Below are 24,127 nucleotides of genomic sequence, written 5' to 3'. Positions count from 1 at the left end.
GCACCGCAGGGAGTAATTGATTAGGTTTACCTGATTTTTTCTTTCTCTGTTCTAGCTGCCACACCCTAATTACCCTGTGGCTAAACGTTTCCTTGTGATGCTACAGAGTATGCCTGAAATTTTCGCACTTTGAAATATTTGTGCTGCTTGTAGGTCATTGGGTATACCCAGACTGACCTACTCTTTTTACCTGATTATCCACCTATCTAAGAACTCAAATGGTTAACTTACTCAGATCGCCCAGCATTCCAAATTCTCGCCTCGGTACTGTAACTGGTTTGTGGAGGGAACAATCTGCTTACAACAGGAGGGCGCTTAATACAGGTATCGTCCATTTCGGGCCGGGTCGTTTTTTTCGAGGTCACCTCGCCTACATCATACATAACTATCTTGCACAGAAGGAACCCCAAGAGCAGAGATGGGGAATTTGTGGGGTTAGCCTCAAGAGTCAAGGCACGATTAATAAATTGAAACCCCAGAGATTTCTTTACACTTTAACCAAACACTCTAGTTCCGCTAAAAATCGTGAGGAAGCGGAAGTTATAGGTTCTATCAAAGAAATCGTTAATGGTAAAAAAAGTGCGAGTATGTACTGGAAAAGATGACCTCGCCTTCTGTGCATCTCGTGACTTTGACAATTACTCAAGCAGGCTACCATCTAGACAAGAGTTTTAATCTCGACACAGGGAATGAAGAGAGCGCGCAAAATCTGCAAAATCCTTCCACTCCAACTACTGCCATTGGCTTTATAGTAGAAGCGCTACGCCGACGACGCGATCGCTCCCTCACCCCCTTCACCACCCTATCTGGCGACAATCTGCCAAAAAACGGCGATATTCTGCGAATAGCAGTGCTAGCTTACGCTGAGCAAATCGATCCTCAACTGGCAGCATACATCAGGGATAACGCGACGTTTCCGAATACAGTAGTAGACAGGATCGTGCCTGGGGAGCAAGAATCTGACTATGATTACCCTAGCCGATTGTTGCAGGTGCGCGATCGCAGTCCGATTGTCACAGAACCATTTTGGCAGTTTGTCGTAGAGGAGAATTTCACAAGCGATCGCCCCAAGTGGGAAGATACAGGGGTGATTATGACTCGTGACATCAGACCGTTTCTGTATCTTAAGTCTCGATTTTTGAATGCGATGCACTCCTTCATCGCCTGTTTAGCGGTAAGAGCAGGTATAGAGTATATGCATGAGGCGATGAGGGTACCGGAAATCAACTTGTTTATTCGGCTGCTGATGGAAGATATCGCCGCAGCAACACCCGTACCGCCCTCCTTGTGTGAAGAATATATAGATCGGGTTTTACCAAGGCTGAGTAACGAGGATCTGCCCGATTCTACTGAGAGAATTGCTTCAGAAACAGCGAGGAAAATAGGTAAGTATATACTTCCCATACTTGAGGATGCTTATAGCCGAAAGGTTAGCATGAAGCGTCTGATACTTCCGATTGCGGCGTGGATGCTTGCAGTTAAAGAAGGGGCGAGCGAGTCTGGTCAACCTTATCATGTTAAGGATACCCCCAGCGTAGTTACAGCGATTGGTGAAGGCGCGGCGATTAGCGAGATTTTGGGATGGGAGAATTGCGAACAAACACAGGTAATAACTCAAGTTGCTAGTTATCTCATAAATAGAAGCTAATGGCTAATGGCTAATGGCGAAATTGGTAAAAATCCAAGATTAGCAATTAGCAATTAGCAATTAGCAATTAGCAATTAGCAATTAGCAACGCCCTTGTTTATAACTAGCAACTTGCGTTAATAGATGATGAATGCTACCAAGCTTTGCGAGATCTTCAGAACTACGGACTATTGAATACGCTTGCTCACATCTTGCACCAATCTCATAGCGCGCCAGGGAATAAATTCCCACAGCGAGTAGCGAAAGTCCTCGCTCAGAGGACTAAACACTTATAATAAGCTTTCATTCCGCTTCAGAGAACAGTAGCTCAAAGCCTTTGAAATTGATTTCCGGGCGGGCTAATATTGATTCGCTTCGTATCGGACTCGTATGGTTAATGTTGTTGTAGGGGCGGGTTTTACCAGATACCTTTGATTAAAAGCGAATTATATTGATAAACCCGCCCCCCGCGTGCCGATACAAGCGGATATGATATAAAACGGTAGGTGCAAGATCTGAGCTTAATAATTACTGTGAGGAAGGTGTTTTTAATGAAACCGTTTCAGCGTAATAAAGTCGGGCTTTTTGATTGTGATGGAACTGTCGTAGATAGCGAAACCATAGCACTTAAAAGCGCGTGTAAATTGACAAATGAAGTGGCTCTTGAGTTTCCTGGCGCTCGACATTATGAGCTTGAGGACTTTGTGAAAAACTTTGCCGGAAAACCTGACAGGGAAATACTCAAAAAGATTTACGCAGACTGATTAACCAGTCTTAGCGATCGCGATATTGACAGGCTAGTAGCTGAAGAAGAAAAGAGAGCGATCGCACGGCTTACTATAGAGGCAAAACCGACAGCAGGAACGCCCCAAGTTTTGTCTTACCTGCGCGACAATGCCATTGAATATGCATTAGTAAGTAACAGCAGCTTACAGCGGCTGAGTGCTTGTCTTGGTGCAGCCCAATTGACCAAATATTTCCCAACAGAGCAGATATTTAGCGCTAACGACTCTCTCCCCGTTGCGCGACCAAAGCCGCTTCCTGACATATACTTACATGCTGCGAGATGTATGGAAGCTGATGTTTCGGATTGCCTAGCAATTGAAGATTCTATTAGTGGAATAAAGGCTGCCGTTGCTGCTGGAATTGGTCAGATTATCGGTTATGTAGGGGGAACTCATATCAGCAATGATGAACGAATAATTCGTGCAGATGCTCTTTTTTCCGCTGGTGCCCAGCAAGTTATCGAGCAGATGCAGGATCTGATCGGGTTATTATCACCAACTCCAGTTTTAAGATGAACAGCAATATCAGCACAGGTTCAACAATCAAACTAAATCAAGCATCCCTGCCTCGTTTACCTGGTAACGTGCGCGTACCCAAATACGATCGCTCTCAGATTGCTAATGGAATAGTGCATATAGGAGTGGGTGGATTTCATCCCTCGCACCAAGCGCTCTATCTCGATGAATATTTGCATCAGCATCCTGGTAGTGAGTGGGGCATCTGTGGTGTTGGATTGCTTGATTTTGACTTCGATCGACGAATGGGGGATGCCCTGCTGTCTCAAGATTGTTTGTATACTTTGGTGGAGCGATCGCCTTCATGCGATCGCGCTCGCATCATCGGTTCAATAACTCGCTACCTATTCGCACCAAACAATCGTCAAGCAGTCATCGAAGCAATGGCAAATCCTGAATGCCGAATTGTAACTATAACAACCACTGAAAGCGGCTACTACTACATAGAAGGAAGCGGCGAATTCGATGGGAACCACCCAACAATTCAGCACGATTTACAACATCCTGACGAACCAATTGGCACCTACGGTTATTTAACAGCCGCACTCGAAAAGCGACGTAAAAACGGGTTAGCGCCCTTGACAATTCTGTCTGGCGACAACTTGCAGGGCAACGGTAACATGGTGCGAAAAATGCTCACGACGTTTGCCCAAATGCGCGAGCCAAATTTGGCAAGTTGGATTGCTCAAAACCTTGCCTTTCCTAACTGCATGGTCCCTCGCATTACACCGCTGGCTGACAACCCCAGCCGAGAGCAAAATGGTAGCGGAACAATTTGGGATTGATGATGCGTTTCCATGGGTCGCAGAACCTTACATCCAGTGGGTAATCGAAGATAGCTTTTGTGCCGGTAGACCAAATTGGGAATCCGTTGGCGTACAGATGACTAACAACGTTCATCCCTACGAGATGATGAAAATTCGGTTGCTCAACGCCAGCCATATGCTGATTGGCTATCTCGGCTCTTTGGCAGGTTATACCTACGTTTATGAAGTCATGGCAGATCCGTTGTTTAAGCAAGCAGTCGCTAACTTGATGGATGAGATAACACCGACGCTTCAACCCGTTCCTGGAATTAATTTAGACGATTATAAAAAGACCCTGATTGAAAGGTTTTCCAATCCTAAAATTCGCGATCAACTTCCCCGCCTGTGCCTGAATGGAGCGGCTAAAATTCCTAAATTTGTTTTGGGTTCGCTGCGGGATAAATTACAACTGGGAGGTGCAATTGATTATTTAAGTTTGACTATTGCTGCTTGGTGTCGCTATCTCAATGGTTATGACGACCAAAACCGTCCTATCTCCATTGATGACCCATTAGCAGACATTCTGACTCAAAAAGCGCGATCAGGTAAAACAGATCCCACACCATTACTCAACATCTTTGAAATTTTTGGAGATTGAATACAGTCGCCACGTTTCGTCGATACTGTTGCTGACTTTTTGCGTAGTTTGTATGAATTTGGTGCTAAAGAAACACTAATGACATTATCCACTTAGGATTAGCTTGGCAAAGGATAAGCTAGCTATCTTCTTCCTTCGTGTCCTTCGCGCCTTCGCGGTTCAATAAAACAAATTCTTCGGGCAGCGAAAGGAGTAATACCAAATCCGCTTCTAATACCCCCCTTTTAAACGAACCGCGAAGACGCGAAGAGCGCGAAGAAAGAAGGAAGAAGAGGAAGAAGATAAAGGGGGTAGTTAACCCGGATTTCGTATAAGTTTCTATTCTTAACTTTTAACTATGTGAGGATTAGCCCAATGCTACTTGGCATAGATTTAGGAACGGGTTCTGCTAAGGCATTGCTCCTAGCGACAGACGGAAGCGTTACAGGTGAAGCATCAAGCTCTTATCCCGTTCATGCACCCCGCCCTGGATGGGCTGAATCGGAGCCAATGGATTGGTGGTTAGCGGTTGGCGAGGCTGTTAGAAAGGCAGTGGGAAATTATGCTGGGCAAGTACAAGCGATCGCACTTTCAGGACAGATGCATGGTATTGTCCTAGCGGATGATTCAGGTCAGCCTTTGCGTCGTGCTATCCTCTGGGCAGATACTCGCTCTAGCGCCACGTTGAACGCTTATCATGCGCTCGATGGCACTATTTTAGAGCGATTGGGCAATCCAATTACCGCTGGCATGGCGGGGCCAAGTTTGTTGTGGCTGCGAGAATATGAGCCTACTGTCTACACCGAAGCGCGTTGGGCGCTTCAGCCAAAAGATTGGCTGAGATTGCGGCTAACTGGAGAAGTTGCAACCGAACCATCTGATGCTAGCGGTACTTTGCTTTACGATGTTGTGTCGGATAACTGGGCGACTGATGCGATCTCGGCGCTGAACCTGCGTTGGGATTGGTTACCAAAAATTATCGCTTCTAGTGCGATCGCAGGTTACCTAACAACTGAGGCTTCAGAGCATCTTGGCTTAAGAGTTGGCTTACCCGTTATCGCCGGTGCTGCGGATACGGCAGCGGCGGCACTTGGTAACGGACTAATAGAACCTGGATTAGCTCAACTAACCATTGGTACAGGCGCTCAAATCATTACACCTCGCTCCCAACCAATTATCGATCCTCATGGTTGTACGCATCTATATCGAGCCGCCTTACCTCACCAGTGGTACACCCTGGCAGCAATGCAAAATGCGGGGTTAGCACTGGAGTGGGTGCGAAGTATCCTGGGATGGAGTTGGCAGCAAGTTTATACTAAAGCGTTTTCTGTGCCCCCAGGATGTGAAGGCTTGACATTTTTGCCATACCTCACAGGTGAGCGAACTCCACACCTAAAAAGTTCGGGAGATTGGTAGCCCCGTCAAGAAGATTGCGGGGCGGAAAATCGACACGAGCGGTTTTAACCGCCATCAACATGATAGAATTTTAGTAGTGGTATTAAAGACCACATTGAAATTGTCCGATATCCACGGTTGAAAGTACTGGGATTTTAGATTGGACAAATAATCAGGGAAGTTTTCATGGGGGAGGTAATACTCCAAGGACGGAGCCGTTCTAGTGGTCGGCATGAAAGCGTTGATCTGAAACTGCGAAGCGAGTAAGCGAGTCTGAAAGTACGTGTACCTGATTGCCCGGAGCGAGCAGTTCGACCCATAGCTAGAAAAAGTTAACCAGATAGCCAATTTGTGCAAACAAGTTCGGGTGACAAGTTAACTCCAACTTCTAGCCAGAATCTCCGCACCAATAGGCGCGGAGAGTGGCTCAACTTGACCCCTATGTACGCGGCGCATGGGTAGGGCTGGGACTTCATCACACCCAGGCGCACTTAATGCGGGCGGCTTTAGAGGGAGTTGCTTTTGCCCTGCGACAAGGTTTTGAGGCACTTGAGGCAACAGGTTTAAAAGCGACACAACTGCGTTTAGCAGGCGGTGGAACGGTAGAAAAATCCTGGCAACAATTACTGACTGATGTATTAAAAATACCCCTCTATGCAACTACCGTTGCTGCTGCTTCCGCCCGTGGTGCTGCTCTCCTGGCGGGTATAGGAATTGGCGTCTACGCAGATGCTAATGACACGCTCAAACTAACAGCCACACCAACGCTTGTTGCAACTCCTCAACCAGTTGATTCGGCCTTAGAAGCGGCTTGGATGCGATATCAATCTTTGTATCCACGGCTACAACAAAAATTATGACTCAAGGAAGAAGTAATAAAAGGTATTTACTTCTACATTTTTAACCAGTGAGGCTGTAGTTTATTAAGATAATAGGTAGGTATTAAATGCATATAGTAGCTGGAATCAAGCTTCCCAAATCAGCCGACGCCTCTGATTTATACATCCAGTGTAATGAAGCTGCATCTATAAACTACCAGTCAGATGACAAACAAGTTTTGTTACGTCAGGGAGACACGCTCTCCACCAATTCTTACTTTAATTCATTTTACGAAAATTTTTATACTAAATATACAACTCTGAACTACATCTACTATTTGCTGCAACTTGAAGGCGATTTTCAAGTTACCGTTCGTAGAGAAGTTAATAGAATTACCAAAAAAGAGATTGTTTGTCAAGCAAACTTTGAAAACTGTCAATTCTCGGAACCAGTCAAAATTGGCCCCATAAACCTGCTTCAGAATGAAAGCGCTGGCAGAATATATTTTGAAATAACCTGTTTGAGCGAGCAGGGTACATTTAAAGAGTCGGGGATAGCAACTGATGAAAATCCAACCAGAGAAGTATCGCTGGGGATTGTCATTTGCACCTTCAAAAAGGAAGATTATATCAAAAATACAGCTACTATTTTTCAAGATGAATTACTGCGAAGTAAGGATTTCAAAATATTTGTTGTTGATAATGGCAGAACTTTAAACGAAGCTGATTTCACCAAGCCAAAGCTGAAACTGGTTCCCAATATAAATGCTGGTGGAAGTGGTGGCTTTACTAGAGGGTTAATTGAAGCCTTAGAGGAAAACGTCTACTCTCATTTTTTGCTGATGGATGATGATATAGAGTTAGAAAGTGGATGTATTTATAGATTGTTTTCTTTATATGAGTACGCCAAGGTTGATTTTGCCGTAGCTGGCGGACTGCTAAATTTACAGAAAAAGCATATGTTGTATGAAGCAGGAGCGCTGTACAACGCCTATGCTAAAAATAGAGGATTTGGCTCTGGGTCATTAACTCCTGTAAATAAAAACCTCGATTTACGAGATGTTAATTCTCTTAACAGGTTGCTCAGGGAAGAAAATATAGACTATGGTGGATTTTGGTTTTTCTCTTTTTCTAAGGAACTTGTGGAACAAATTAAATTGCCGCTGCCTTTCTTTATCAAAATAGATGATGTAGAGTTTGGTTTAAGAATAAAAGATCTGGGCAAGAACATTGTCGCTTTTCCCTCACTGGCGGTGTGGCATCTACCAGCTTCTGCCAAAAATATAAATTGGGAAAATTATTATTATGTTCGCAACGATCTAGCAGCTTATGCTATCCATTATTCTCTAAAATATATGGATGCATTCAAGCATATTACAAAAATCGTAATTGAGTCTTTATCAAAATTTGATTACGCTCGCGCGCCGGTGTATATAGAAGCTTTTGAAGACTATACAAAAGGCCCAGATTTTATCAAAAAACTCAATCTGGAAACCTTTCACTCTTACATTATCAAGCTGAGTAAAAGCTACGATAATCAAAAGCAAATAGATAAATTAGCTGGCGTTAAGCTTTTGACTAGGTGGTTTAACGTTGCGGCTAAAAGTAGCATCGAATGGTCATCGGTAAGTAAAGAATGGAAAAGTGCTGCCAAGGAGATGACATCTACTAGATTTTGGCAGCAATACCTTCGGTTAAAGAACTAGAATTGATATCAAATCCGGTTGCATCGGAATGATTGGCTTTCTTGCTAATTGCTAATTGCTAATTGCTAATTGACACTACGTGCAGTAATTCTAATGTAACCGGAAACGATATGATGCATTCATCCCCTCCGCTTGCAGGGGAGGAGTCATACAATGCTACTAACGCCAGTTGCTAGTTATCTCATGCATAGCAGCTAATGGCTAATGGCTAATGGCTAATGGCAAGCTGTGAGTAAAAATCCTTTATTAGCAATGAGCAATTAGCAATGAGCAATTAGCAACACCGCAGTTTATAACTAGCAACTTGAGTTATTAGTTAAGCTGATTTATTGCTGGTCGATAGTTTGGGTTTCCCGCCTAAACTGCGGAAATACACGCTACCAACGGTGGCTAAAAACAGCAGGTATGCGATCGCTTCCACCAAATACAGCTTGTCGGTGTAGCCAAACAAAGTATGCAGGATTATACCAGGAAACTGACGATCCGGCAATATTTTACTGGTATTCCACACCATCGGCCCTAATATGCAGGATGGGTCTTTGGCAAAGTGTTCGTAGTAGAAACATAATGCTTCGGACTGGCGATCCATCTGCGCTAAGGTATGGACGGCGGTGTCGAAATGTGCTAGGGCTGATATAACTAACCCAGAAACGATCAACAGCAATAATATCCCCATGATTTGGAAGAATTGGCGGATGTTGATCTTGATGCCCCACTTAAATAGTAAAACGCCAATTCCTACCGCACCTAACAATCCCGTTACAGCACCGAAGGCGGGAACCCAACCTTGCTGAAATTTCGCCAAAATAAATAAGACGGTTTCAAAGCCTTCGCGCAAAACGGCGATGCATATTAAGCTGAAAATGCCCCAAGCAGCAGTGTTATTTTGTTTTAAGGCGGAACCGACTGCGCCTTCGACTTGTGCTTTGAGGGTGCGTGCTTGCTGAGTCATCCAGATTAGCATCCAACTCAGCATTGCGATCGCAATAACGCTAAAAACCCCTTCCAAAAACGGCTCGATTGCGGGTGCGTACTTGGGATTAGATGCGCTTAATTCTTGCACCACGAAGCCAAATAATAAACCCACCAAAGCACTAGCTATCAGTCCAACTCCCACGCCAGCATAAACCCAAGATTTAAGCCGAGGTTGCTGGGCTTTTTTGATATAAGCTAGGACAATTCCCACCACGAGGGCGGCTTCTACTCCCTCGCGCAGGGTAATTACAAATGTCGGTAAAGCAGCACTAAGATCCATAATTTGTCATTGGGTAATGGGTAATCGGTAATGGCCAAGAGATTGTTACTAACGTAAGTTGCTAGTTATCTCGTTAGGGCTGCTAATTGCTAATGGCTAATAGCCGATGTTAAAAAAATTTTAGCAATTAGCAGTTAGCCAGCTATTTAACCAACTTGGGTTACTATAAATATAACCCAATTACCAATTCCCAATTACCCATTAGCGTTTAACTGAAATCCCGCAACATTTTTTTTATTTCTATGGTGTGCATTTCTTCTGTACCGATCATGGTACGAACAAATTCTTCTAGATAAACGCTGGCATTTTCTACTACGTCGAGTAATTCTTTGTACAATAACAGCGCTTTTTTCTCATGGTGCAGTGTCTCCTCTAAAATATCCTTGACCGCGTGTTTGTAAGTCTCCTCGATCGGTGCAACCCGCAGGGTAGGATGACCTTCTAAACCTGTGAGAATCTCTCCCACTTGTTGAGCGTGGGTCAAAGATTCGGTGGCTTGCATCTTGAAAAAGGTGACAATCGGAATCCGATTCGGGCCAGTCACCATCAGTGAGTAGTGGGTATACCGCACGACACCCGCTAGTTCAAATTCCATGATGGTGTTCAGCAGGTGGATGGCTTTCTCCTGGTCAAGTTCTCTCATTAGTTGTTAGGGGTAAATTAGGCCAAGTGTAATTTACAATTTTAGATTTAATTTGAGTCCCCATATATCTTTCTTTCCATTTCTTTCAAGATTGGCAACTGAGATTCAACGGCGTGTTTTTGGATTTAGCGAGAATTATTCTCAGGTCTTACGCAAAGAAACCCGGTTTCTAGGAAAATTGTGGCTTTGGCACCAGAGATAGACGCAGAAAGCGGGTTTCTAGGAAAATTGTGGCTTTGGCACCAGAGATAGACGCAGAAAGCGGGTTTCTATGGACGGGACATAGCCCCAGGTGTGTGGAAAATTTCTCCGCCTCGGAAGGGTTGGGCGCGTCGCCGTGTCAGTCTCAAGTCTAGAAACCAGGACTGACGCAAAGCAACCGGGTTTCTATGAAAAATCTTTGGTTTGGCACGCTCTTGCGTAAGTCCTAGAAACTAAAGGTGGTGCGAACCGTTCCTACGTAGATGGTGTTGTTGCTGTCATTGTGTTCTGGATTGGTAATTACCAGCACACCCGGAGTGATAGAGATATTGTTAGTAGCTTGGATGCGGTAGAACGCCTCTAGGTGTAATGAGGTGTCTTCGTCTTCGCGGGTGTTGATGTCGTTATCGGTTACTTTAGGTGGCATCCCGACGACAAACCCAGCTAGGTTGCCTTTTTTACCCAGATCTGGGAAGCCGAAGGTGACGGCCCAGTTGAAAATTGTGGCATCATTGCCTTTGTTTGCTCCTGCTTTGGGGTGAACTAAAACTAAGAAAATCTGGGCAGACAACTTAGAAATGTCTCAGATTGCTGGTTTCATCCGTGGATGGTCATCGTTAGGGACAATTGCGAAGCATTGGAGCTTCTCCCACCTACCGGAGCTTAACCGTACCCAGCACCCCGCTGGGTGACATCAGCTTCCAATTCAATTGCCTCTGCCCTAAACTTAGAATTGAGCCATCCTAATTCAAGGGCATATGCAACAGACTTGCCAATCGAAGCTAGATACCAAACAGTCCGCCGGATTAATATCTGGCGAACTTCTGCATATTTCATCCAACGAGTAATCTCACTATCAGAGCCGCGATGCAGAACGTTCCTTGCGGCATTTTCATCTGCTTGAATCGCGTCCCCCGTGTGCCGGATAAAGCGATCTCCTTCCCGTTGACCCAATAACGTCCCGGTCAGGCTATCAACTTGCGACGTGTAAGCAGGATTTACCGCAGACACAGTAGATCCTGTCTCCAATGCGATCTTCTCGATTGAAGCTTGTAACTCGCCCTTCATCCACTGGTTCAGCAAGCGATTGATATGTTTCGCTTGCTGCTTTCGAGTAATCGGTCGGGAGAGATCTTCTACAAAGATTTGAGTTGGTGCAGAGATCTTTCGCCTCAAATCTTGGCGAATAAAATTTTGAATAGTTGCCTTCTCTCGCTGAAGGCGACGGGACTTTACCTTGTGTCCCAAGTTGTTTAGCCGAATATTTTCTGCCTTCTCTGGATGATTAGCTGCATAAGAACGCAATCTATATCGGTTGCGATTGGAGCGGGTAATGCGGTGAGTTTTAGCGGTCATTAGTTGACCCAGACCATCGGCAATCTTGTCGCCGTCAGAAGTATAGAACGCTTCGGTGTAACCTTGATCAATACCTATTTGCTTGTCGGGCTTTGAAGAAGGTAGAACCAGTGTCCTTTTTCTGGTGCAATGCACTTCTAGTTGACCGAACTGGTTGCGAATTAATCTAATCTGTCCAGAGATTATGTGTCGGCATTTTAGCTTTAGGGAAATTCGGCAACCTTTATTTAAAGCTGCAACCTGCAATACGACTGTATTTCTCGTCAATCGCTTGCATTTGTATCCACTGTTTTGATAGACAATTTGGTTGCGGACGAAGGTATGCCCGCGCACAAATAGCTGGCGAAATTGTCGGTGCAACCAAGGGTATGTGGTCGGGCTGTTGTGCAGTAGATTCAGCAATCTGGCACGCTCTGCTTCGTCTTTAGTTCGCTCTTCGATCTTCCGCGCGATCAAAGATTTAGCTGCTTCCTGCTGCGCTCCGATTGCTTTCATTGCATCTGAAACCGACCATTCCCAAAGTTTTGCAGGGAGTCCAATATCGGAGGGTTTTCGCGCTGAGCGGACAATCGGATCTGCCTTTCTCCAGTCTTTTTCCCACCCCTGCAAAGAACCAAGTTTGTTATAGGTTAGCGCCCTGGGAATGGCGCACAGGTGCATTATTCGTTCGATCTGTGCCTCGTCCGCACAAGCAACAACAGGTATCACCTGGGCGTAAACCTCTTCAATTTTCTGTTGTTGCTTGCGAGCCACGTAATTTGCTTTAAATCTATGCATGTATCGTACAACCAGAGTTTCGTATTGTCAATCCTCAAGTTCAACGATTTTTTCGGCACATTCGTGCATTGCCTGCATTGCTTTGAGGTTGCGCCGCGACCGCTTGCCGTACAAACGGGCAGACATTACTGTAATTACTGCCAAGACATCTTCTACGAGTTCTTGTTCTGGTTCTATGTCTGATGGCTTATTTAAAATAATTACTTCCGCGCCGTTGTTTTCGCAAAGGGTAAAAATCAACTCTGAACCAAACCGCAACAATCTATCTTTGTCTGTAATCAACAAACGACCTACTTCATCGCGCTGAAGTAGGTCAATCAGTTTTAACAGTCCGCGTTTTCTGTAGTTAAGTCCCGAACCTATATCTTTGAGGGTGTAAATCTCTTTCCACCCATGTTGTTGGCAGTAGAGTTCCAGCAATCCTATTTGGCGCGCTAGATCTTCTTTTTTGTCTGGGGTGCTGACTCGACCATAGATTACCGTGTATTTTTGAGGGCAAGGGTTGTCGATTTTTAGTAAGTCAGCAACCCTGTAACGGCGATGCCCTCCCTCGGTTTTAGTGGCTTTGAGTTTGCCGCTACGCTCCCACCTTCTCAATGTATCGATGCTTACACCTCGGATTTTGGCGGCTTCTCCGATCTGAACTAAGTCTTCTAATCTATGCATAATCGCCATCTGTCGGTTATACATAGATTTAACCAGATTCTATTCGTTCTGCTGAACCGCTTCAGCTTGAGTTAAACCCAGCCAACCCGAAAGAGTAAAGTTCTGACTCAACCGGAAGGTGCTTTCCAAACCATAGGAATGGGTGAAGGTGGCAACTTGATCGAAAGGTCTTCTGGCGAAAGCACTGCCGGTACTTCCGGAAGTATCGACGCCGCTACCGGGGAAGTAAGAATTAACGTAGGTGAGTGCCACACCAATGTTTTTATTTGGCGTCAAGGTCAGCTGAGCTAAAGCACCATAGTTACCATCAAAAAGTCCAGCTTTGTCGCTGGGATTGTTGGCATTTCTGGCTCGATAAGCCACTGTTAGATTGACGGCGTTGCTAAATTGATGGTTGAGGGCAATCCCCGCTGCTTCGGCGAGGCGGTAGATGGGGCTAAATCGCCCAAACCGGGAAATGGAACCGCTACCGTCGCTTCTGAGCAAGGGATTGAGGGGGTCGGCAATATTCTCTGAGCCAAAAGAGTTGGCAATCACCCAGACTGTGGTCTGCTTACCCAAGGGGAAGCGATAGTACATGTCATCAATGCGAATGTCGTTTTCCTCATTCCCGTCAAAGGAGAGGCGGGTCATGTTAGTGCCGGTGACATCCCCGCTGAGGGGCGTCGTGTTTCTGCCTTGCAAGCGCACTCTTAGTTGGTCTTTGCCGCTGAAGCTGGTATCAAAATTCAGACGGGTGCGATGGCTCAAAGTGATGTTGTCTTCTATATCATCTTGGCTATTAGCCTTTTCGTCGCCGAAGGCACCAGCGAGGGCAAAGATAACTTCTCCTCTAAGTTTGGTTGTGGTGGAAAACTGATTCGCTTCCAATCTGGCAGTGCGTGCTTCCAGCGCATCTACCCGCCCCCGCAATGTGGCGAGTTCGGCGGCAAATTCCTCTTGCAAGCGCCGGATTGTGGCGATGTCGTCTCGACTCGGCAAGTCGGCAACAGCAGCGGCAATCAGTTCTTGAATTCGGTCTAAGCAGGCATTTAACCCAGCGGCAAATTCATAGCGCGTCAAGGCGCGGTTGCCCCGATACGTCCGATCCGGATATCCTTCTATGCAACCATAGCGTTCGACGAGAGATTGCAATGCCTGGAAAGCCCAGTGGGTTGGGTCTACGTCGGTAAGTTGAGATACCGAGGTGACTTGATTGAGGCTGTCCCTCGACCCTGGCGTTTCTGCTGCGATCGCTGTACTACAGAACGTCAGCGCAGCACATAATGCTGCTGGTGTCAACAGCAGAGACTTCCACACTATTTCAGGCATTGTTAACTCACTCCTCTATTGAAAATTTGCCAAAATTTCCCATCAGCCATTTCCAATGACTTTTTGAGAGTTTTGCTCAATTGTTTTAATCAATTGCGTCACTTGCTCTGGAGTTTTTACAGGTGCGGGGGGTGCGGTGACGGTAGGCCAATTTTTTGCTAGTTCCGCCATGCTGGTAGTAATGGCTTTATGAGCTTCGGGATGCTCTTTTGCCATTTGAGCGGCGATGGTTTGGTAAAGATTATTGGCGTAGATAACAAACCCGCGCGAGTCTTGATATTCAATCAGCGCTGATATTTTATTATTAGCGATCGCCGCCCCATATTCCGCATTCGCCGCATCGAGCAACTCGTTAATCACTTGCAGCACAAATTTAGGCGACTGGCGCTGCGCTTCCGGTATCCCTTGGATAGCACTATCCACCGCTTGCATCGAATTGCCAAATTCTGTGGCAACTTTGGCGTTTTTGGGTTGAGATTTCACCAAATCTTGCAAGCTAATTAAAGTTGTCTTGAATTCTTTAACTTTACGCTCTTTTAACTGCTCTTCCACATCGGTATAAATTTCTTCCACCGGGTGTCCGATGTGGGGTTCTGCCTGTTTTGCCTGTTGTAAATCAAGCAGTTCTTTGGCGACCAAAAGATGTCCTTTCATCAAACCTAATTTGGTCATGTAGTCAACATCTTTGGCTGACCCAGTTAGCACCACATCTTCAATGGTCACCATTTCTTTAATCTGGTCAAACTGCGCTTGAGTTAGTACTTTTTTCGAGACTAATTCTTCAGGAGAAGCGTAGCGACGACCGGCTTGAATTTGATTCGATAGCGCCGGAATGCCTAACTTAGCTTCTAATTTATCTAACTCGGACAGAATCGCCGAGTTGATGTTAATTTTCTTGCCACCCCCGTGGTTATGACTATGCGTTTCAGTATTACTTGCTACTGGTGATACGGCGGCTGGGGTTTGTGTATTGTTGGTAGTCGTAGAACTGCTACAGCTAGTTAACGCGATCAAGCTAGCGATCGCAAGGGTGTAATAGTAAGAACGAAAAGCGCTCATGGTTAAGGATTTTCTTAGCGGATAAATCAGAACCTCATTCTCGCATTTGATGAGTTTTTTTTTCAATAAGCAAATCAGAAGTTTTGATTAAGCTCCTGGCTTGCGGGCTTGCTAGCTGTAATTGCTGCAAATTTATCGCAGATTCTCAGAAACCCGGTTTTTTAGACAATACCTTCGCCTGGCATCCGGCACCCTAAAGGGTGCGGCTATACAAACTTTGGCTGCCAGAGCAGCCTGCAATGATTTGAGCCTGCTACGCCTTGCAAAGTTTGTGTAGCCACACCCTTGGTGGGTGTGGGCTAAAGGGTGCGGCTATACAAACTTTGGCTGCCAGAGCAGCCTGCAATGATTTGAGCCTGCTACGCCTTGCAAAGTTTGTGTAGCCACACCCTTGGTGGGTGTGGGCGTTGCAGAAAATTGGCGAAGGTATTATTAGAAAAACCGGGTTTCTAGAGGTTGAGGACTTCAAACAAACCCATACAGCCGTTTTGGGCAATAATGTCCTGATGGGGATGGAACATGTACTTACCGGGGTAGCGATAGGAAAATTCCAGGATGTGTCGTTCCGCAGTCCCCATCGTAATTACGTCGTTTGTCTCGCTGGGAGTCAGAGTCATCCCGGTGCGATACACATGGAAGAAATTGGCGTGCAGGTGAAACGTCGCCGCCGGATCGTATTCAATCATGTTGAGGACGTACAGCCGAATCAGTTGGTCTTTGTAAATCGGGATGGGATGGTGATGGTAGTAGTTGGGTAACCCGTTAAACGCATAAAGTTCGTTGCGGTTGTCGTCGTTGATGTCGTACCCAGCCATAATTAATACCATCTCATCTGCTGGTTTTCGTCCGCCGGGTGGATCGACGATGAACATGCCGTACAACCCTTTGCCGATATGACGGGTCACCGGCTCAACGTGACAGTGGTATAAATGTACACCATATGGTTCCGCGTCAAATTCATAAATCGTGGCCTTGCCATTGGCGATGGGTTTGACGCCATCTGCTTCAGGGGGATGGGTGCCGTGAAAGTGCAGCGAGTGGGAATGTCCGCCTTGATTATAGAAAAGGACTCGCACGCGATCGCCCTGTTTCGCCCGCAAGGTTGGCCCCGGTACGCGCCCGTTGCAATTCCAGGTATTAAAAGTTACCGCACTGTTTAGTTGCAGCGTGGAAGTTTTCGCTGTAATCCGGAATTCCCGGATCGTCCGTCCGTTTTCTCGCTTAACAGTGCCGTAATCAAAATCACGCAGGACGTTCATCGGGTTAATACCGTTACCTCCGTCTGGCGTATCGCCGGGTAGAGGTGGTATTTTTACCCTGGGCAAGAGTTTTGCACTTAGGATTTGCAGTCCCAAGGCTGCACCCGTGACGCCAACGCCGCCTGCTAATGCGAGTTGCAGGAGTTGGCGTCGAGTCCAAGGTTTTCTTTTCTCTGGTATGGGAAGATTCTGCATTGAATTGCCAATAATTCCTAGTTAATTGTTGCAAATTTATTCAAGAAGTTGTTGACAATATTATGCATTTTGCCAGAGAACTGCTGATTGCGGGGCGGGTTTTACCAATCAATCCACGGAAGCACGAGATATCTCGTTAAAGTGTGCCCCTACTTTCCGAATCCATCCCAGGGACTAACTTCGAGTACGCCAAGAGATGTAAATACTACCCTAAAGTCAGCCACAGGGGTATTAGTTGATACCGAAGATGGCAGCAAGTTTGCCAGAGGGGTTTGTTGAACCAAGTCCGATGCGCTTTGGTTGACGGGTTTGAAGGATGCGATCGCTCCCTCAGCCGTCGCGCTGACGCGGTAAACCAGAGACTGCTCAAACCTGCGACCAAGTTGCCAATTTTTAGCTATTTGGTCGTACACCTTCTGGTTTAACTCCCTCAGCTGAACTCGGTCAGTTGGATTAAGCGCAACTTGACTGTCATTACCAACAATCTGTTGAGAAGGATTGTTGCCAATAGTCGGATTTACAATCGCGGTGGACTGGTTGGCATCTGTTATTTTTTCTGGCTGTGCAAAAGTATTTGCGTTACTACTGCTAGCAATTGTTTCAGCCATATTACCAGGTTGAACCGCTACCGATGCATTATTCATCGTTGCCATTTGTTCAGCCGGATTACCAGGTTGAACTGCTACCGATGCATTATTCATCGTTGCCATTGTTTCAGCAGGATTACCAGGTTGAACTGCTACCGATGCATTCATCGCAGGATTAGTAGCAGGCGTTTGAACGGCTACTGCTGCATCAGATGGCAGTTTTGGCTTACCAGCGTCGGTGAAAGATTTGACGTGAAAACCCGCAAATTTCTGATCCTGACTGACTCGCCAGAAAGAGATAGGATAACTCCCCGCAATCAGGAAAAATACTCCCACAAAACCCCAAACATATTTGTGCATTTCCCTGGCGGGCATTGGCTTGATTGGTTCTTGCATAACTAAACCTCACACTTTTTACATCAACGGTAAATAGGGGAACAAAGGATGCCAACTCATAGCAGTGGCTGCAACGAACAAGGCAAACATCCAGAAGAATATCGTTCTTGATTTAACGTTCTTGTTCCTCAAAATCACGTAAAGAATAGGCCAACTCACCAGCCAACCTACTAACAACATTGTTTCTTTGCCGGTGTAACTGCCAATGTTGCCCCACAATTCGCTTGAGTTGTAACTTCCCGGTATCCACCCGCCGAGAGAGTGAACAAATTTTTCCGTTGCTTTAGATTTATCTGCATCCGACAAATGGTGCGTCACCATCATCGTCACACAGCCAATTCCCGCACTAATTAGCGCCGCCGCTGCTGGACCGGAAACAGTGGGTGGGTTTTGGGCACCTTCAGCTAAACCGTTGGGAAAGTGTTTTAACCATCCCCAAATTTTGCCATATATCGGTTCGTCTTCCGCTGCTTTTCTGGTTACGCGAGTTAGTTGCCGAGTCATTTCATGCGCCTCCGAATCTCTCTACTTTTTCAGTCGCTATTTTTTTCCCAAACTCTCAATCCAATGTTTTTACAATGCGTGGACTTTGGCTACACCAATTCCTGTGACTAATCCACCCATTGCAAAAAACATCATTGCCATTAAAGCCACGCAGGTTGCTGTGAGAACGGGTCGGTTTTCTTTTTCTAGAATTGAGTCGCCGTAATGCCACAAAATCCAAGTGCAAGCGACTCCCAAGGGCAAGGTAAATAGTACGGTAAATTCGTGGTATTCCATCAAAACGTACTGCACTAAAGGCGAGTTTTCTCTCAGCCATGCCCTGGCGCCGCCGAAGTTCATACCTGCGCGGTATCGCATGTAAGCTAAATTGCCGGTAGCAATTCCCAAAAATGCGATAAAAGTTGACCAAAAGGTGAGGGTACGCATTTGGGGCAGGATTTTATTCACGCCGCGCAGCAAGGGAAAGGCTAAATGCCCTGCATACACGGCTACGACAGTCGCTAATAATGATGCAAAGCCGTGAATTGTTCCCATCCATCTCTGCCAAGGACTGGGATGCAATAAGTTAACGAATGGCAAGAAGAGAAACATCCCTGCTGATAAAAAGCTGAGGGCGTAAACGCTGACCTTCGCAATATCTAACTGTTTGGGAAATCCCGCTGAAATTGAATCAGGCTGGGATTGCATTTCCATAGAAAATTTTTCGTTCATCTGGCTACTCAGAAACGATTGACAAGCGAGTTTTACAGCGGATTGTAAGCGAGTGAGGGAAAGCCTTTTGGCTTTGTTTGTATAGCGGCAGCAAAAATGGCAGCCGCTATACAAACGAGAGGTGTACCTTATGCGCCTGCAATCCGTTATATTGACAAATTGGATGCTTCTGCCACTGAAGCTCACGCGCCTCGAATCTGAATCTATCACCCTCACCCTTCGACGATCGGTTATGGTTGATACACTGAAGCGGCGGCGTTTATGCGATAGGGATAAACCTCTTTTTACAGATTCCAAGCTTATTTTAAATATTACGCTTTTATTACTAAATATTTGCGGTTTGTTTATGTTTATTTAAACAATTATTTTTAAACTAAATGGCAAATGGTGATAAAATTTTCTGATAAATTAAAACTGCAAATATATATTTTCATGAAGTTGATTTTTTCTTTTTACTCACAGACCTGACAATGCTCTTGACTTCCTCGTAACTCAGCCGTTGTTTTTGGCTGACTATCTCGATGCTTGAGTTGTTCGCTTGCTCGTAAATGCTTTCTTCATATCGATGGGTATATCTTCTACGCCAATCGATGAAATCCAGTCGCTCTGTGGAATAGCGCTGGCAAGCTTTACAATAAAACTGACGGCGCGGCAGATGCAAATACACCGTTTTACCAAAGGCTGGTAAGTCTCTTACCATAATTGGTCGCACTTGATGCAATTCTTCGGTATAGTTACGGCAATGAGGACATTCAATTCCCTCGGCTAAAAAGCTTAACCTCAAACAGATCAAATCTTCAGAATCAGTAAGGGATTCAACGATCGCGCCTGGTAAATTCAGTAGATGTGTCAGATGTAGATGCATGAATAAAAATGTTCCTCCTGATACAGTTGTCACCATGAACTGCAAATTTACCTGTACCCAAGTAAAAGCGTTGCTGGCAAATTGCCAACAGCCAAATAGATAACGCAAAGAAACTGGGTTTCTGTGAAAAATCGTCGAGCAAGGAACTAGAGATCTACCCAGAAACAAAGGTGATAGGAACGCCCTTGCGTAAGTCCTGATTTTATTGAGGTGGATTCCAACCTCAATAGCAAAAACTAAAGAGTTAAAAGCTTTGTTTAAAAAACTTCAAAATTATTTCAACAGCTTAACTTTTGTGAAAGTGCTTCCCTTTCTCTCGATCTGTAAGCATTCGTACTTGCCAACACCAAAGTCGGTGTCGGCTGCAATTTTCTATTTTCCATAGTTAGGCAAAATCTAGCAGGGCTTGACCCTACTATTGAAAATTATTGGCAAAAGTTTCCGACTGAAATTAAATCATACGAGGGCGGGGGTTTATTGTCAATAATTCTCATTTGTATCGATGGGCGGGCGAAGAGGAGGCGGAGACGGGGGGACAGGGGGACGGGGAGACACACGATGATAGGAGCCAGGGGATTCCAGCAAGGAAGCATTTTGTTCATAAGACCGGTAGCTTCTCACTTGAGAATGGTCGCCCAGAGCGTCTCCCCAACTCCTTTGTCTGGTGCGTCTTCTTGGTGAAGTCTAAGATGAGGGCAGAGCATGGGAGGCTTGCGTCTTATGGTACAGACCCCGACAAAAACCCTGACGCTGGAAGAATTTCTGCAACTGCCAGAAACCAAGCCAGCCAGCGAGTACATCAACGGTCAAATTATCCAAAAACCAATGCCACAAGGAAAACACAGCACAATTCGAGGTAAAATGCTCACCGCTATCAACGCCGTAGCGAAAACTCCGAGAATTGCCCTTGCCTTTCCAGAATTGCGGTGTAGCTTTGGCGGGCGGTCAATTGTACCAGATGTGGCGGTGTTCGCTTGGGATAGGATACCCGTTGATCAAAATGGCGATATTGCCAATGTATTCGAGGCGGCTCCAGATTGGACAATTGAAATTCTTTCCCCAGACCAAAGTCAAACTAAAGTCACCGGGAATATCCTGCACTGTCTCAGGCACGGTTGCAAATTAGGCTGGTTGATCGACCCGGATGAACGCTCTGTGCTGGTTTACCCACCCGGACAGCAACCGGAACTGTTTGAGGAGGGGACGGATTTGTTACCCGTTCCAAACTTGGTTGCAAATTTGCGGCTAACGGTGGGGGATGTGTTCGGATGGTTGAGGTTAGGAAGTTGATATCATGTGATGGCTAATTGCTAATTGCTAATGGTCAATTGCCTCCAGAGCAGCGATTAGCGATTAGCGATTAGCTCAGGACTTACGCACGACCAGGCCAGAAACAAAGGTGAAGAGTCGAACGCGAGTGCGGAAGGGAGGCATATCTCGAGTTTCCTTTCCCAACGATTTTTCGTAGAAACCGGGTTTCTTGGCGTAGAGAGCAGCGATTAGCGATTAGCTATTAGCTATTAGCACCGATATTTTGATGTCGCCGTGCCCTTAATATTAGTGCTGATGGGGGATGGCGGCGCGAGGGATGGGGGTGGCGTATCCGGGTGCGTCTGCTAATAAACAATAAGGACGACTGTAGCCCAGGGGTGATTCTAAAGCGTGCTGTAGTAAGAAATCCCCATCGCTCATCACTTGCTCGGTTTTACCATCGAAGACAACTTGACCTTGACTTAAAACTACAGTGCGATCGCATAATTCCAATGCCATATCTAAATCGTGGGTAGCGATCAGTTGAGTTAGGGGTAAACTTCGCAGTAGATTGATTAACTCGCGGCGCGATCGGGGATCTAACTGTGCCGAGGGTTCGTCCAATACCAGCACTTGGGGGTTCATCGCTAATACCCCTGCGATCGCAATCCGTTTCTTTTCCCCCCCAGACAAATTCTCCGTATTCCGCTCACCATAGCGTTGTGGATCGATACTCACCGCCGCCATTGCTGCTAGCACTCGTTTTGTTAGTTCCTCCCCGCGCAAACCTTGATTCATCGGACCAAAAGCCACATCTTCCCACACCGTGGGCATAAATAATTGATTATCTGGATTTTGAAATACCAACCCCACAAAATTGCGAATTTCTGCCAAATTTTCGCTACAAACAGGCCACCCACCGATTTTCACCCGTCCTGCTTGCGCCAGGATTATACCATTTAAGTGTAATTGCAACGTAGATTTTCCCGAACCATTCGCACCGATTAATGCGACTCGTTCGTTAGCTTTGATCGATATACTAATTTCCCGCAAAGCTGTCGTGCCATCCGGGTAGGTGTAGGTGAGATTTTCGATCAATATGGGGTTGTGGTGCATTTGAAGTTTGCTAATTGCTAATTGCTAATTGCTAATTGGTAATTGGTAATGATTATTCCTATTACCATCGTTCTCCGGGCTTTGGCTGGGAACGCCATTACCGATTACCATTTAAATAGGTAAATAACTTGTCCTAGTAGTGTCAAGATTAAGGTTAAAGTTAAAGCGACGATATCGTGTCGTCCACCGGGGGGAACGTCAAAGGGTGGAATGCCTTGATAACCGCGAGCTAGCATGGCTTGGTAGATGCGATCGCCGCGTTCGTAAGTGCGGATAAACAGCGACCCCATCATGTTGCCAATCACTTGGCGTTTCCAGCTACCGTTACCCGTAAAATTGCGCGATGCTGCTGCTCGCCGCATGGCATTAAATTCGCCAATTAACACGCTAATATAGCGATACATTGACGCCAGAGTTGCTACCAACAACCGTGGAGTTCGCAATGCCACTAATGCATTGAGCAACGCCGGAATTGAAGTCGTAAGCGTTAGCAGATTTAGCATTATTAGAGATAGCAGCGCCTTGGTTGTAACGCTCCCCAATACCAACAACCCTTCTGTGGTAATTTTCACCGGCCCCCAAGCAGCTACAACCTCGCCACCGCTGCGAAACAAAGTCCCCAACAGAACAGCGCTAATAAAGGCAAATTCTACGGCAATTCGCTTTAGTAGAACGGGCAAAGTTATCCGACTAATTAACACAACACCCAGTACGCCCATTGCATAAATTGCCCAAGTCCACCAGCGACCGTTGGGAGTTAAGGCAATAGCAAATACGAGCAAAATCGTACACAGCAGGCGCGTGCGGGGCGCAAGCTTGTGCCACCAAGTCTTGCCTTTGCTATCGATATCGAGATGAAATGCATTAACGTGTAGCAACATTTGGGGTAAATTTTAGATGGCAGATTGAAGAATTGCAGATTTGGGATTTGGGATCTGTGTAGGGGCGGGTTTTACCAACCAATTTTGACTCGAACCGATAATGTCAATAAACCCGCCGCCGCCATTGGGGATTTGGGATCTGTGTAGGGGCGGGTTTTACCAACCAATTTTGACTCGAACCGATAACGTCAATAAACCCGCCCCCTTGCAAGATTTTAGATTGAAATTAGGTTGACTCTTTTCTCGACCTAAGAATACCTATTTAACGAATCATATCATGTCCTTAAGATTACCCATAATCATCAGCCGGGACACGGCATGATTAACGCTATCTGTTTGTCCGAGATATCGTCAGATGCCGTGTCCCTACGCAACGACTGGGTGAGGTTTTTTTATTATGGGCAATTCAACGTACATGATATCAATCCAGACACAGAGAACGCAGAAAGAAGAGAAAAGAAGGAAGTAATTTTCTCACCTGCTCACCTGCTCACTTGCTCACCTGATCATCGCTGTCTCTATCAGTATCAGAACGGCGAATTACCAATTTACCAACGCCCCAAGCTAAGCCAAAGGTGACTAAAGTGCCGACTAAACCGGCGATTGGGGTGGCGATCGCTTCTGGTACTCCTCTGGCGGTATATTCGTCAAATATCTGATAGAAAGGCAACTTTTTAGCGGGTGTTTCTTCAGCAGCCTTTGTATCAAATTTTAAGTCTTGGGAGACGCGATCTAGACCATCGGGATTTTGACTGGCGAAAGGAGAAAGTAACACTGCTATTAGCAGGGAAATACCCAAACCAGCAATAATAAAAGCCTGGTTGCGCGATCGCAAATTTGTATTACTCATCTTTCGCTCAACTC

General features: G+C 45.8%; 25 protein-coding genes and 1 pseudogene. 11 read left to right on the top strand and 15 right to left on the bottom strand.

Features of this window, described 5'->3' with window-relative positions; all coding sequences use genetic code 11:
* Positions 1-218 precede the first annotated feature (218 nt).
* From MiSe_RS25280 to MiSe_RS25240, 9 genes are all read left to right on the top strand, one after another.
* Complete coding sequence (locus MiSe_RS25280; protein ID WP_373872867.1) at positions 219-605, top strand: mannitol dehydrogenase family protein; 387 nt, start codon at positions 219-221, stop codon at positions 603-605.
* Entirely contained in the window at positions 602-1,648 is a 1,047-nt protein-coding gene (locus tag MiSe_RS25275) for a mannitol dehydrogenase family protein (RefSeq protein WP_373872866.1), read from the top strand. Before MiSe_RS25280 ends, MiSe_RS25275 begins: the two co-directional genes overlap by 4 nt.
* A 530-nt stretch (positions 1,649-2,178) precedes the next feature.
* Complete coding sequence (locus tag MiSe_RS25270; protein WP_226585917.1) at positions 2,179-2,391, top strand: HAD family hydrolase; 213 nt, start codon at positions 2,179-2,181, stop codon at positions 2,389-2,391.
* A gap of 24 nt (positions 2,392-2,415) precedes the next feature.
* Entirely contained in the window at positions 2,416-2,928 is a 513-nt protein-coding gene (locus MiSe_RS25265) for an HAD family hydrolase (protein ID WP_226585933.1), read from the top strand.
* Positions 2,925-3,713 (top strand): mannitol dehydrogenase family protein, encoded by a 789-nt coding sequence (locus tag MiSe_RS25260; protein ID WP_226585916.1) that lies wholly within the window; start codon positions 2,925-2,927, stop codon positions 3,711-3,713. The genes MiSe_RS25265 and MiSe_RS25260 overlap by 4 nt, the downstream gene beginning before the upstream one ends.
* Complete coding sequence (locus MiSe_RS25255; protein ID WP_264196697.1) at positions 3,688-4,332, top strand: mannitol dehydrogenase family protein; 645 nt, start codon at positions 3,688-3,690, stop codon at positions 4,330-4,332. Before MiSe_RS25260 ends, MiSe_RS25255 begins: the two co-directional genes overlap by 26 nt.
* A gap of 354 nt (positions 4,333-4,686) precedes the next feature.
* Positions 4,687-5,727, top strand: a complete 1,041-nt coding sequence (locus MiSe_RS25250; protein WP_226585912.1) for a xylulokinase — start codon at positions 4,687-4,689, stop codon at positions 5,725-5,727.
* Between the two features lie 401 nt (positions 5,728-6,128).
* Positions 6,129-6,566 carry an FGGY-family carbohydrate kinase gene (locus MiSe_RS25245; protein ID WP_226585910.1) on the top strand — a complete coding sequence of 146 codons (438 nt, stop codon included), beginning with the start codon at positions 6,129-6,131 and terminating at the stop codon, positions 6,564-6,566.
* Positions 6,567-6,652: 86 nt separating this feature from the next.
* Positions 6,653-8,230 carry a glycosyltransferase family 2 protein gene (locus tag MiSe_RS25240; RefSeq protein ID WP_226585908.1) on the top strand — a complete coding sequence of 526 codons (1,578 nt, stop codon included), beginning with the start codon at positions 6,653-6,655 and terminating at the stop codon, positions 8,228-8,230.
* A gap of 316 nt (positions 8,231-8,546) precedes the next feature.
* Here MiSe_RS25240 and MiSe_RS25235 read toward each other — a convergent pair whose 3' ends face one another.
* On the bottom strand, positions 8,547-9,485 hold the full coding sequence (locus MiSe_RS25235) for an FTR1 family iron permease (protein ID WP_226585907.1): 939 nt from the start codon (positions 9,483-9,485) through the stop codon (positions 8,547-8,549).
* Between the two features lie 208 nt (positions 9,486-9,693).
* Positions 9,694-10,128, bottom strand: a complete 435-nt coding sequence (locus MiSe_RS25230; protein ID WP_226585905.1) for a ferritin-like domain-containing protein — start codon at positions 10,126-10,128, stop codon at positions 9,694-9,696.
* Between the two features lie 230 nt (positions 10,129-10,358).
* Between MiSe_RS25230 and MiSe_RS51180 the strand changes: the two genes are divergently transcribed.
* Positions 10,359-10,484: a hypothetical protein gene (locus tag MiSe_RS51180; protein ID WP_264196695.1), complete on the top strand. Its 126-nt coding sequence runs from the start codon at positions 10,359-10,361 to the stop codon at positions 10,482-10,484.
* Positions 10,485-10,555: 71 nt separating this feature from the next.
* On the opposite strand, the pseudogene MiSe_RS25225 reads toward MiSe_RS51180, so the two are convergent.
* The 10 genes and pseudogenes from MiSe_RS25225 to MiSe_RS25180 all read right to left on the bottom strand — a co-directional run.
* Positions 10,556-10,861 (bottom strand): annotated as a pseudogene (locus MiSe_RS25225) (iron uptake porin); the annotation flags it as partial.
* Between the two features lie 131 nt (positions 10,862-10,992).
* A complete protein-coding gene (locus MiSe_RS25220) occupies positions 10,993-12,438 on the bottom strand; it encodes a zinc ribbon domain-containing protein (RefSeq protein WP_226585901.1) in 1,446 nt (481 codons plus the stop codon).
* 51 nt (positions 12,439-12,489) lie between these two features.
* Positions 12,490-13,128 carry an IS607 family transposase gene (locus MiSe_RS25215; protein WP_226585932.1) on the bottom strand — a complete coding sequence of 213 codons (639 nt, stop codon included), beginning with the start codon at positions 13,126-13,128 and terminating at the stop codon, positions 12,490-12,492.
* A 39-nt stretch (positions 13,129-13,167) separates the two neighbouring features.
* Positions 13,168-14,439, bottom strand: coding sequence for an iron uptake porin (locus MiSe_RS25210; RefSeq protein WP_226585898.1), 1,272 nt, complete (start codon positions 14,437-14,439; stop codon positions 13,168-13,170).
* A gap of 42 nt (positions 14,440-14,481) precedes the next feature.
* A complete protein-coding gene (locus MiSe_RS25205; RefSeq protein WP_226585896.1) occupies positions 14,482-15,498 on the bottom strand; it encodes a 4-helix bundle domain-containing protein in 1,017 nt (338 codons plus the stop codon).
* Between the two features lie 449 nt (positions 15,499-15,947).
* Positions 15,948-16,952, bottom strand: a complete 1,005-nt coding sequence (locus MiSe_RS25200; RefSeq protein WP_226585894.1) for a multicopper oxidase domain-containing protein — start codon at positions 16,950-16,952, stop codon at positions 15,948-15,950.
* 149 nt (positions 16,953-17,101) lie between these two features.
* Positions 17,102-17,935 carry a hypothetical protein gene (locus MiSe_RS25195; RefSeq protein WP_226585892.1) on the bottom strand — a complete coding sequence of 278 codons (834 nt, stop codon included), beginning with the start codon at positions 17,933-17,935 and terminating at the stop codon, positions 17,102-17,104.
* 18 nt (positions 17,936-17,953) lie between these two features.
* Positions 17,954-18,439 carry a hypothetical protein gene (locus MiSe_RS25190; protein WP_226585890.1) on the bottom strand — a complete coding sequence of 162 codons (486 nt, stop codon included), beginning with the start codon at positions 18,437-18,439 and terminating at the stop codon, positions 17,954-17,956.
* 69 nt (positions 18,440-18,508) lie between these two features.
* Entirely contained in the window at positions 18,509-19,150 is a 642-nt protein-coding gene (locus MiSe_RS25185; RefSeq protein ID WP_226585888.1) for a hypothetical protein, read from the bottom strand.
* 430 nt (positions 19,151-19,580) lie between these two features.
* The gene (locus MiSe_RS25180; protein WP_226585887.1) at positions 19,581-20,123 is read right to left on the bottom strand and encodes a transposase family protein; all 543 of its coding nucleotides are present in this window, start codon (positions 20,121-20,123) and stop codon (positions 19,581-19,583) included.
* A gap of 612 nt (positions 20,124-20,735) precedes the next feature.
* On the opposite strand from MiSe_RS25180, the gene MiSe_RS25175 reads away from it, so the two are divergent.
* Entirely contained in the window at positions 20,736-21,305 is a 570-nt protein-coding gene (locus tag MiSe_RS25175; RefSeq protein WP_226585886.1) for a Uma2 family endonuclease, read from the top strand.
* A gap of 267 nt (positions 21,306-21,572) precedes the next feature.
* Here the strand turns inward: MiSe_RS25175 and MiSe_RS25170 are convergent, their stop codons facing one another.
* The 3 genes from MiSe_RS25170 to MiSe_RS25160 all read right to left on the bottom strand — a co-directional run bounded on the left by MiSe_RS25170 (position 21,573) and on the right by MiSe_RS25160 (position 24,113).
* The gene (locus MiSe_RS25170) at positions 21,573-22,382 is read right to left on the bottom strand and encodes an energy-coupling factor ABC transporter ATP-binding protein (protein WP_226585885.1); all 810 of its coding nucleotides are present in this window, start codon (positions 22,380-22,382) and stop codon (positions 21,573-21,575) included.
* 104 nt (positions 22,383-22,486) lie between these two features.
* A complete protein-coding gene (gene cbiQ / locus MiSe_RS25165; RefSeq protein ID WP_444980547.1) occupies positions 22,487-23,260 on the bottom strand; it encodes a cobalt ECF transporter T component CbiQ in 774 nt (257 codons plus the stop codon).
* Between the two features lie 493 nt (positions 23,261-23,753).
* Complete coding sequence (locus tag MiSe_RS25160) at positions 23,754-24,113, bottom strand: PDGLE domain-containing protein (RefSeq protein ID WP_226585883.1); 360 nt, start codon at positions 24,111-24,113, stop codon at positions 23,754-23,756.
* Positions 24,114-24,127 lie beyond the last annotated feature (14 nt).

Source organism: Microseira wollei NIES-4236, assembly GCF_020521235.1.
Lineage (GTDB): Bacteria > Cyanobacteriota > Cyanobacteriia > Cyanobacteriales > Aerosakkonemataceae > Microseira > Microseira wollei.
This window is presented reverse-complemented; position numbering and strand designations above follow the sequence as displayed.

Coding starts and splice junctions, on each gene's coding strand:
- MiSe_RS25280 (WP_373872867.1), top strand. CDS start 219: ATGGTTAACTTACTCAGATCGCCCAGCATTCCAAATTCTCGCCTCGGT.
- MiSe_RS25275 (WP_373872866.1), top strand. CDS start 602: ATGACCTCGCCTTCTGTGCATCTCGTGACTTTGACAATTACTCAAGCA.
- MiSe_RS25270 (WP_226585917.1), top strand. CDS start 2,179: ATGAAACCGTTTCAGCGTAATAAAGTCGGGCTTTTTGATTGTGATGGA.
- MiSe_RS25260 (WP_226585916.1), top strand. CDS start 2,925: ATGAACAGCAATATCAGCACAGGTTCAACAATCAAACTAAATCAAGCA.
- MiSe_RS25255 (WP_264196697.1), top strand. CDS start 3,688: ATGGTAGCGGAACAATTTGGGATTGATGATGCGTTTCCATGGGTCGCA.
- MiSe_RS25250 (WP_226585912.1), top strand. CDS start 4,687: ATGCTACTTGGCATAGATTTAGGAACGGGTTCTGCTAAGGCATTGCTC.
- MiSe_RS25240 (WP_226585908.1), top strand. CDS start 6,653: ATGCATATAGTAGCTGGAATCAAGCTTCCCAAATCAGCCGACGCCTCT.
- MiSe_RS25235 (WP_226585907.1), bottom strand. CDS start 9,485: ATGGATCTTAGTGCTGCTTTACCGACATTTGTAATTACCCTGCGCGAG.
- MiSe_RS25230 (WP_226585905.1), bottom strand. CDS start 10,128: ATGAGAGAACTTGACCAGGAGAAAGCCATCCACCTGCTGAACACCATC.
- MiSe_RS25215 (WP_226585932.1), bottom strand. CDS start 13,128: ATGCATAGATTAGAAGACTTAGTTCAGATCGGAGAAGCCGCCAAAATC.
- MiSe_RS25210 (WP_226585898.1), bottom strand. CDS start 14,439: ATGCCTGAAATAGTGTGGAAGTCTCTGCTGTTGACACCAGCAGCATTA.
- MiSe_RS25205 (WP_226585896.1), bottom strand. CDS start 15,498: ATGAGCGCTTTTCGTTCTTACTATTACACCCTTGCGATCGCTAGCTTG.
- MiSe_RS25200 (WP_226585894.1), bottom strand. CDS start 16,952: ATGCAGAATCTTCCCATACCAGAGAAAAGAAAACCTTGGACTCGACGC.
- MiSe_RS25195 (WP_226585892.1), bottom strand. CDS start 17,935: ATGCAAGAACCAATCAAGCCAATGCCCGCCAGGGAAATGCACAAATAT.
- MiSe_RS25190 (WP_226585890.1), bottom strand. CDS start 18,439: ATGACTCGGCAACTAACTCGCGTAACCAGAAAAGCAGCGGAAGACGAA.
- MiSe_RS25185 (WP_226585888.1), bottom strand. CDS start 19,150: ATGAACGAAAAATTTTCTATGGAAATGCAATCCCAGCCTGATTCAATT.
- MiSe_RS25175 (WP_226585886.1), top strand. CDS start 20,736: ATGGTACAGACCCCGACAAAAACCCTGACGCTGGAAGAATTTCTGCAA.
- MiSe_RS25170 (WP_226585885.1), bottom strand. CDS start 22,382: ATGCACCACAACCCCATATTGATCGAAAATCTCACCTACACCTACCCG.
- MiSe_RS25160 (WP_226585883.1), bottom strand. CDS start 24,113: ATGAGTAATACAAATTTGCGATCGCGCAACCAGGCTTTTATTATTGCT.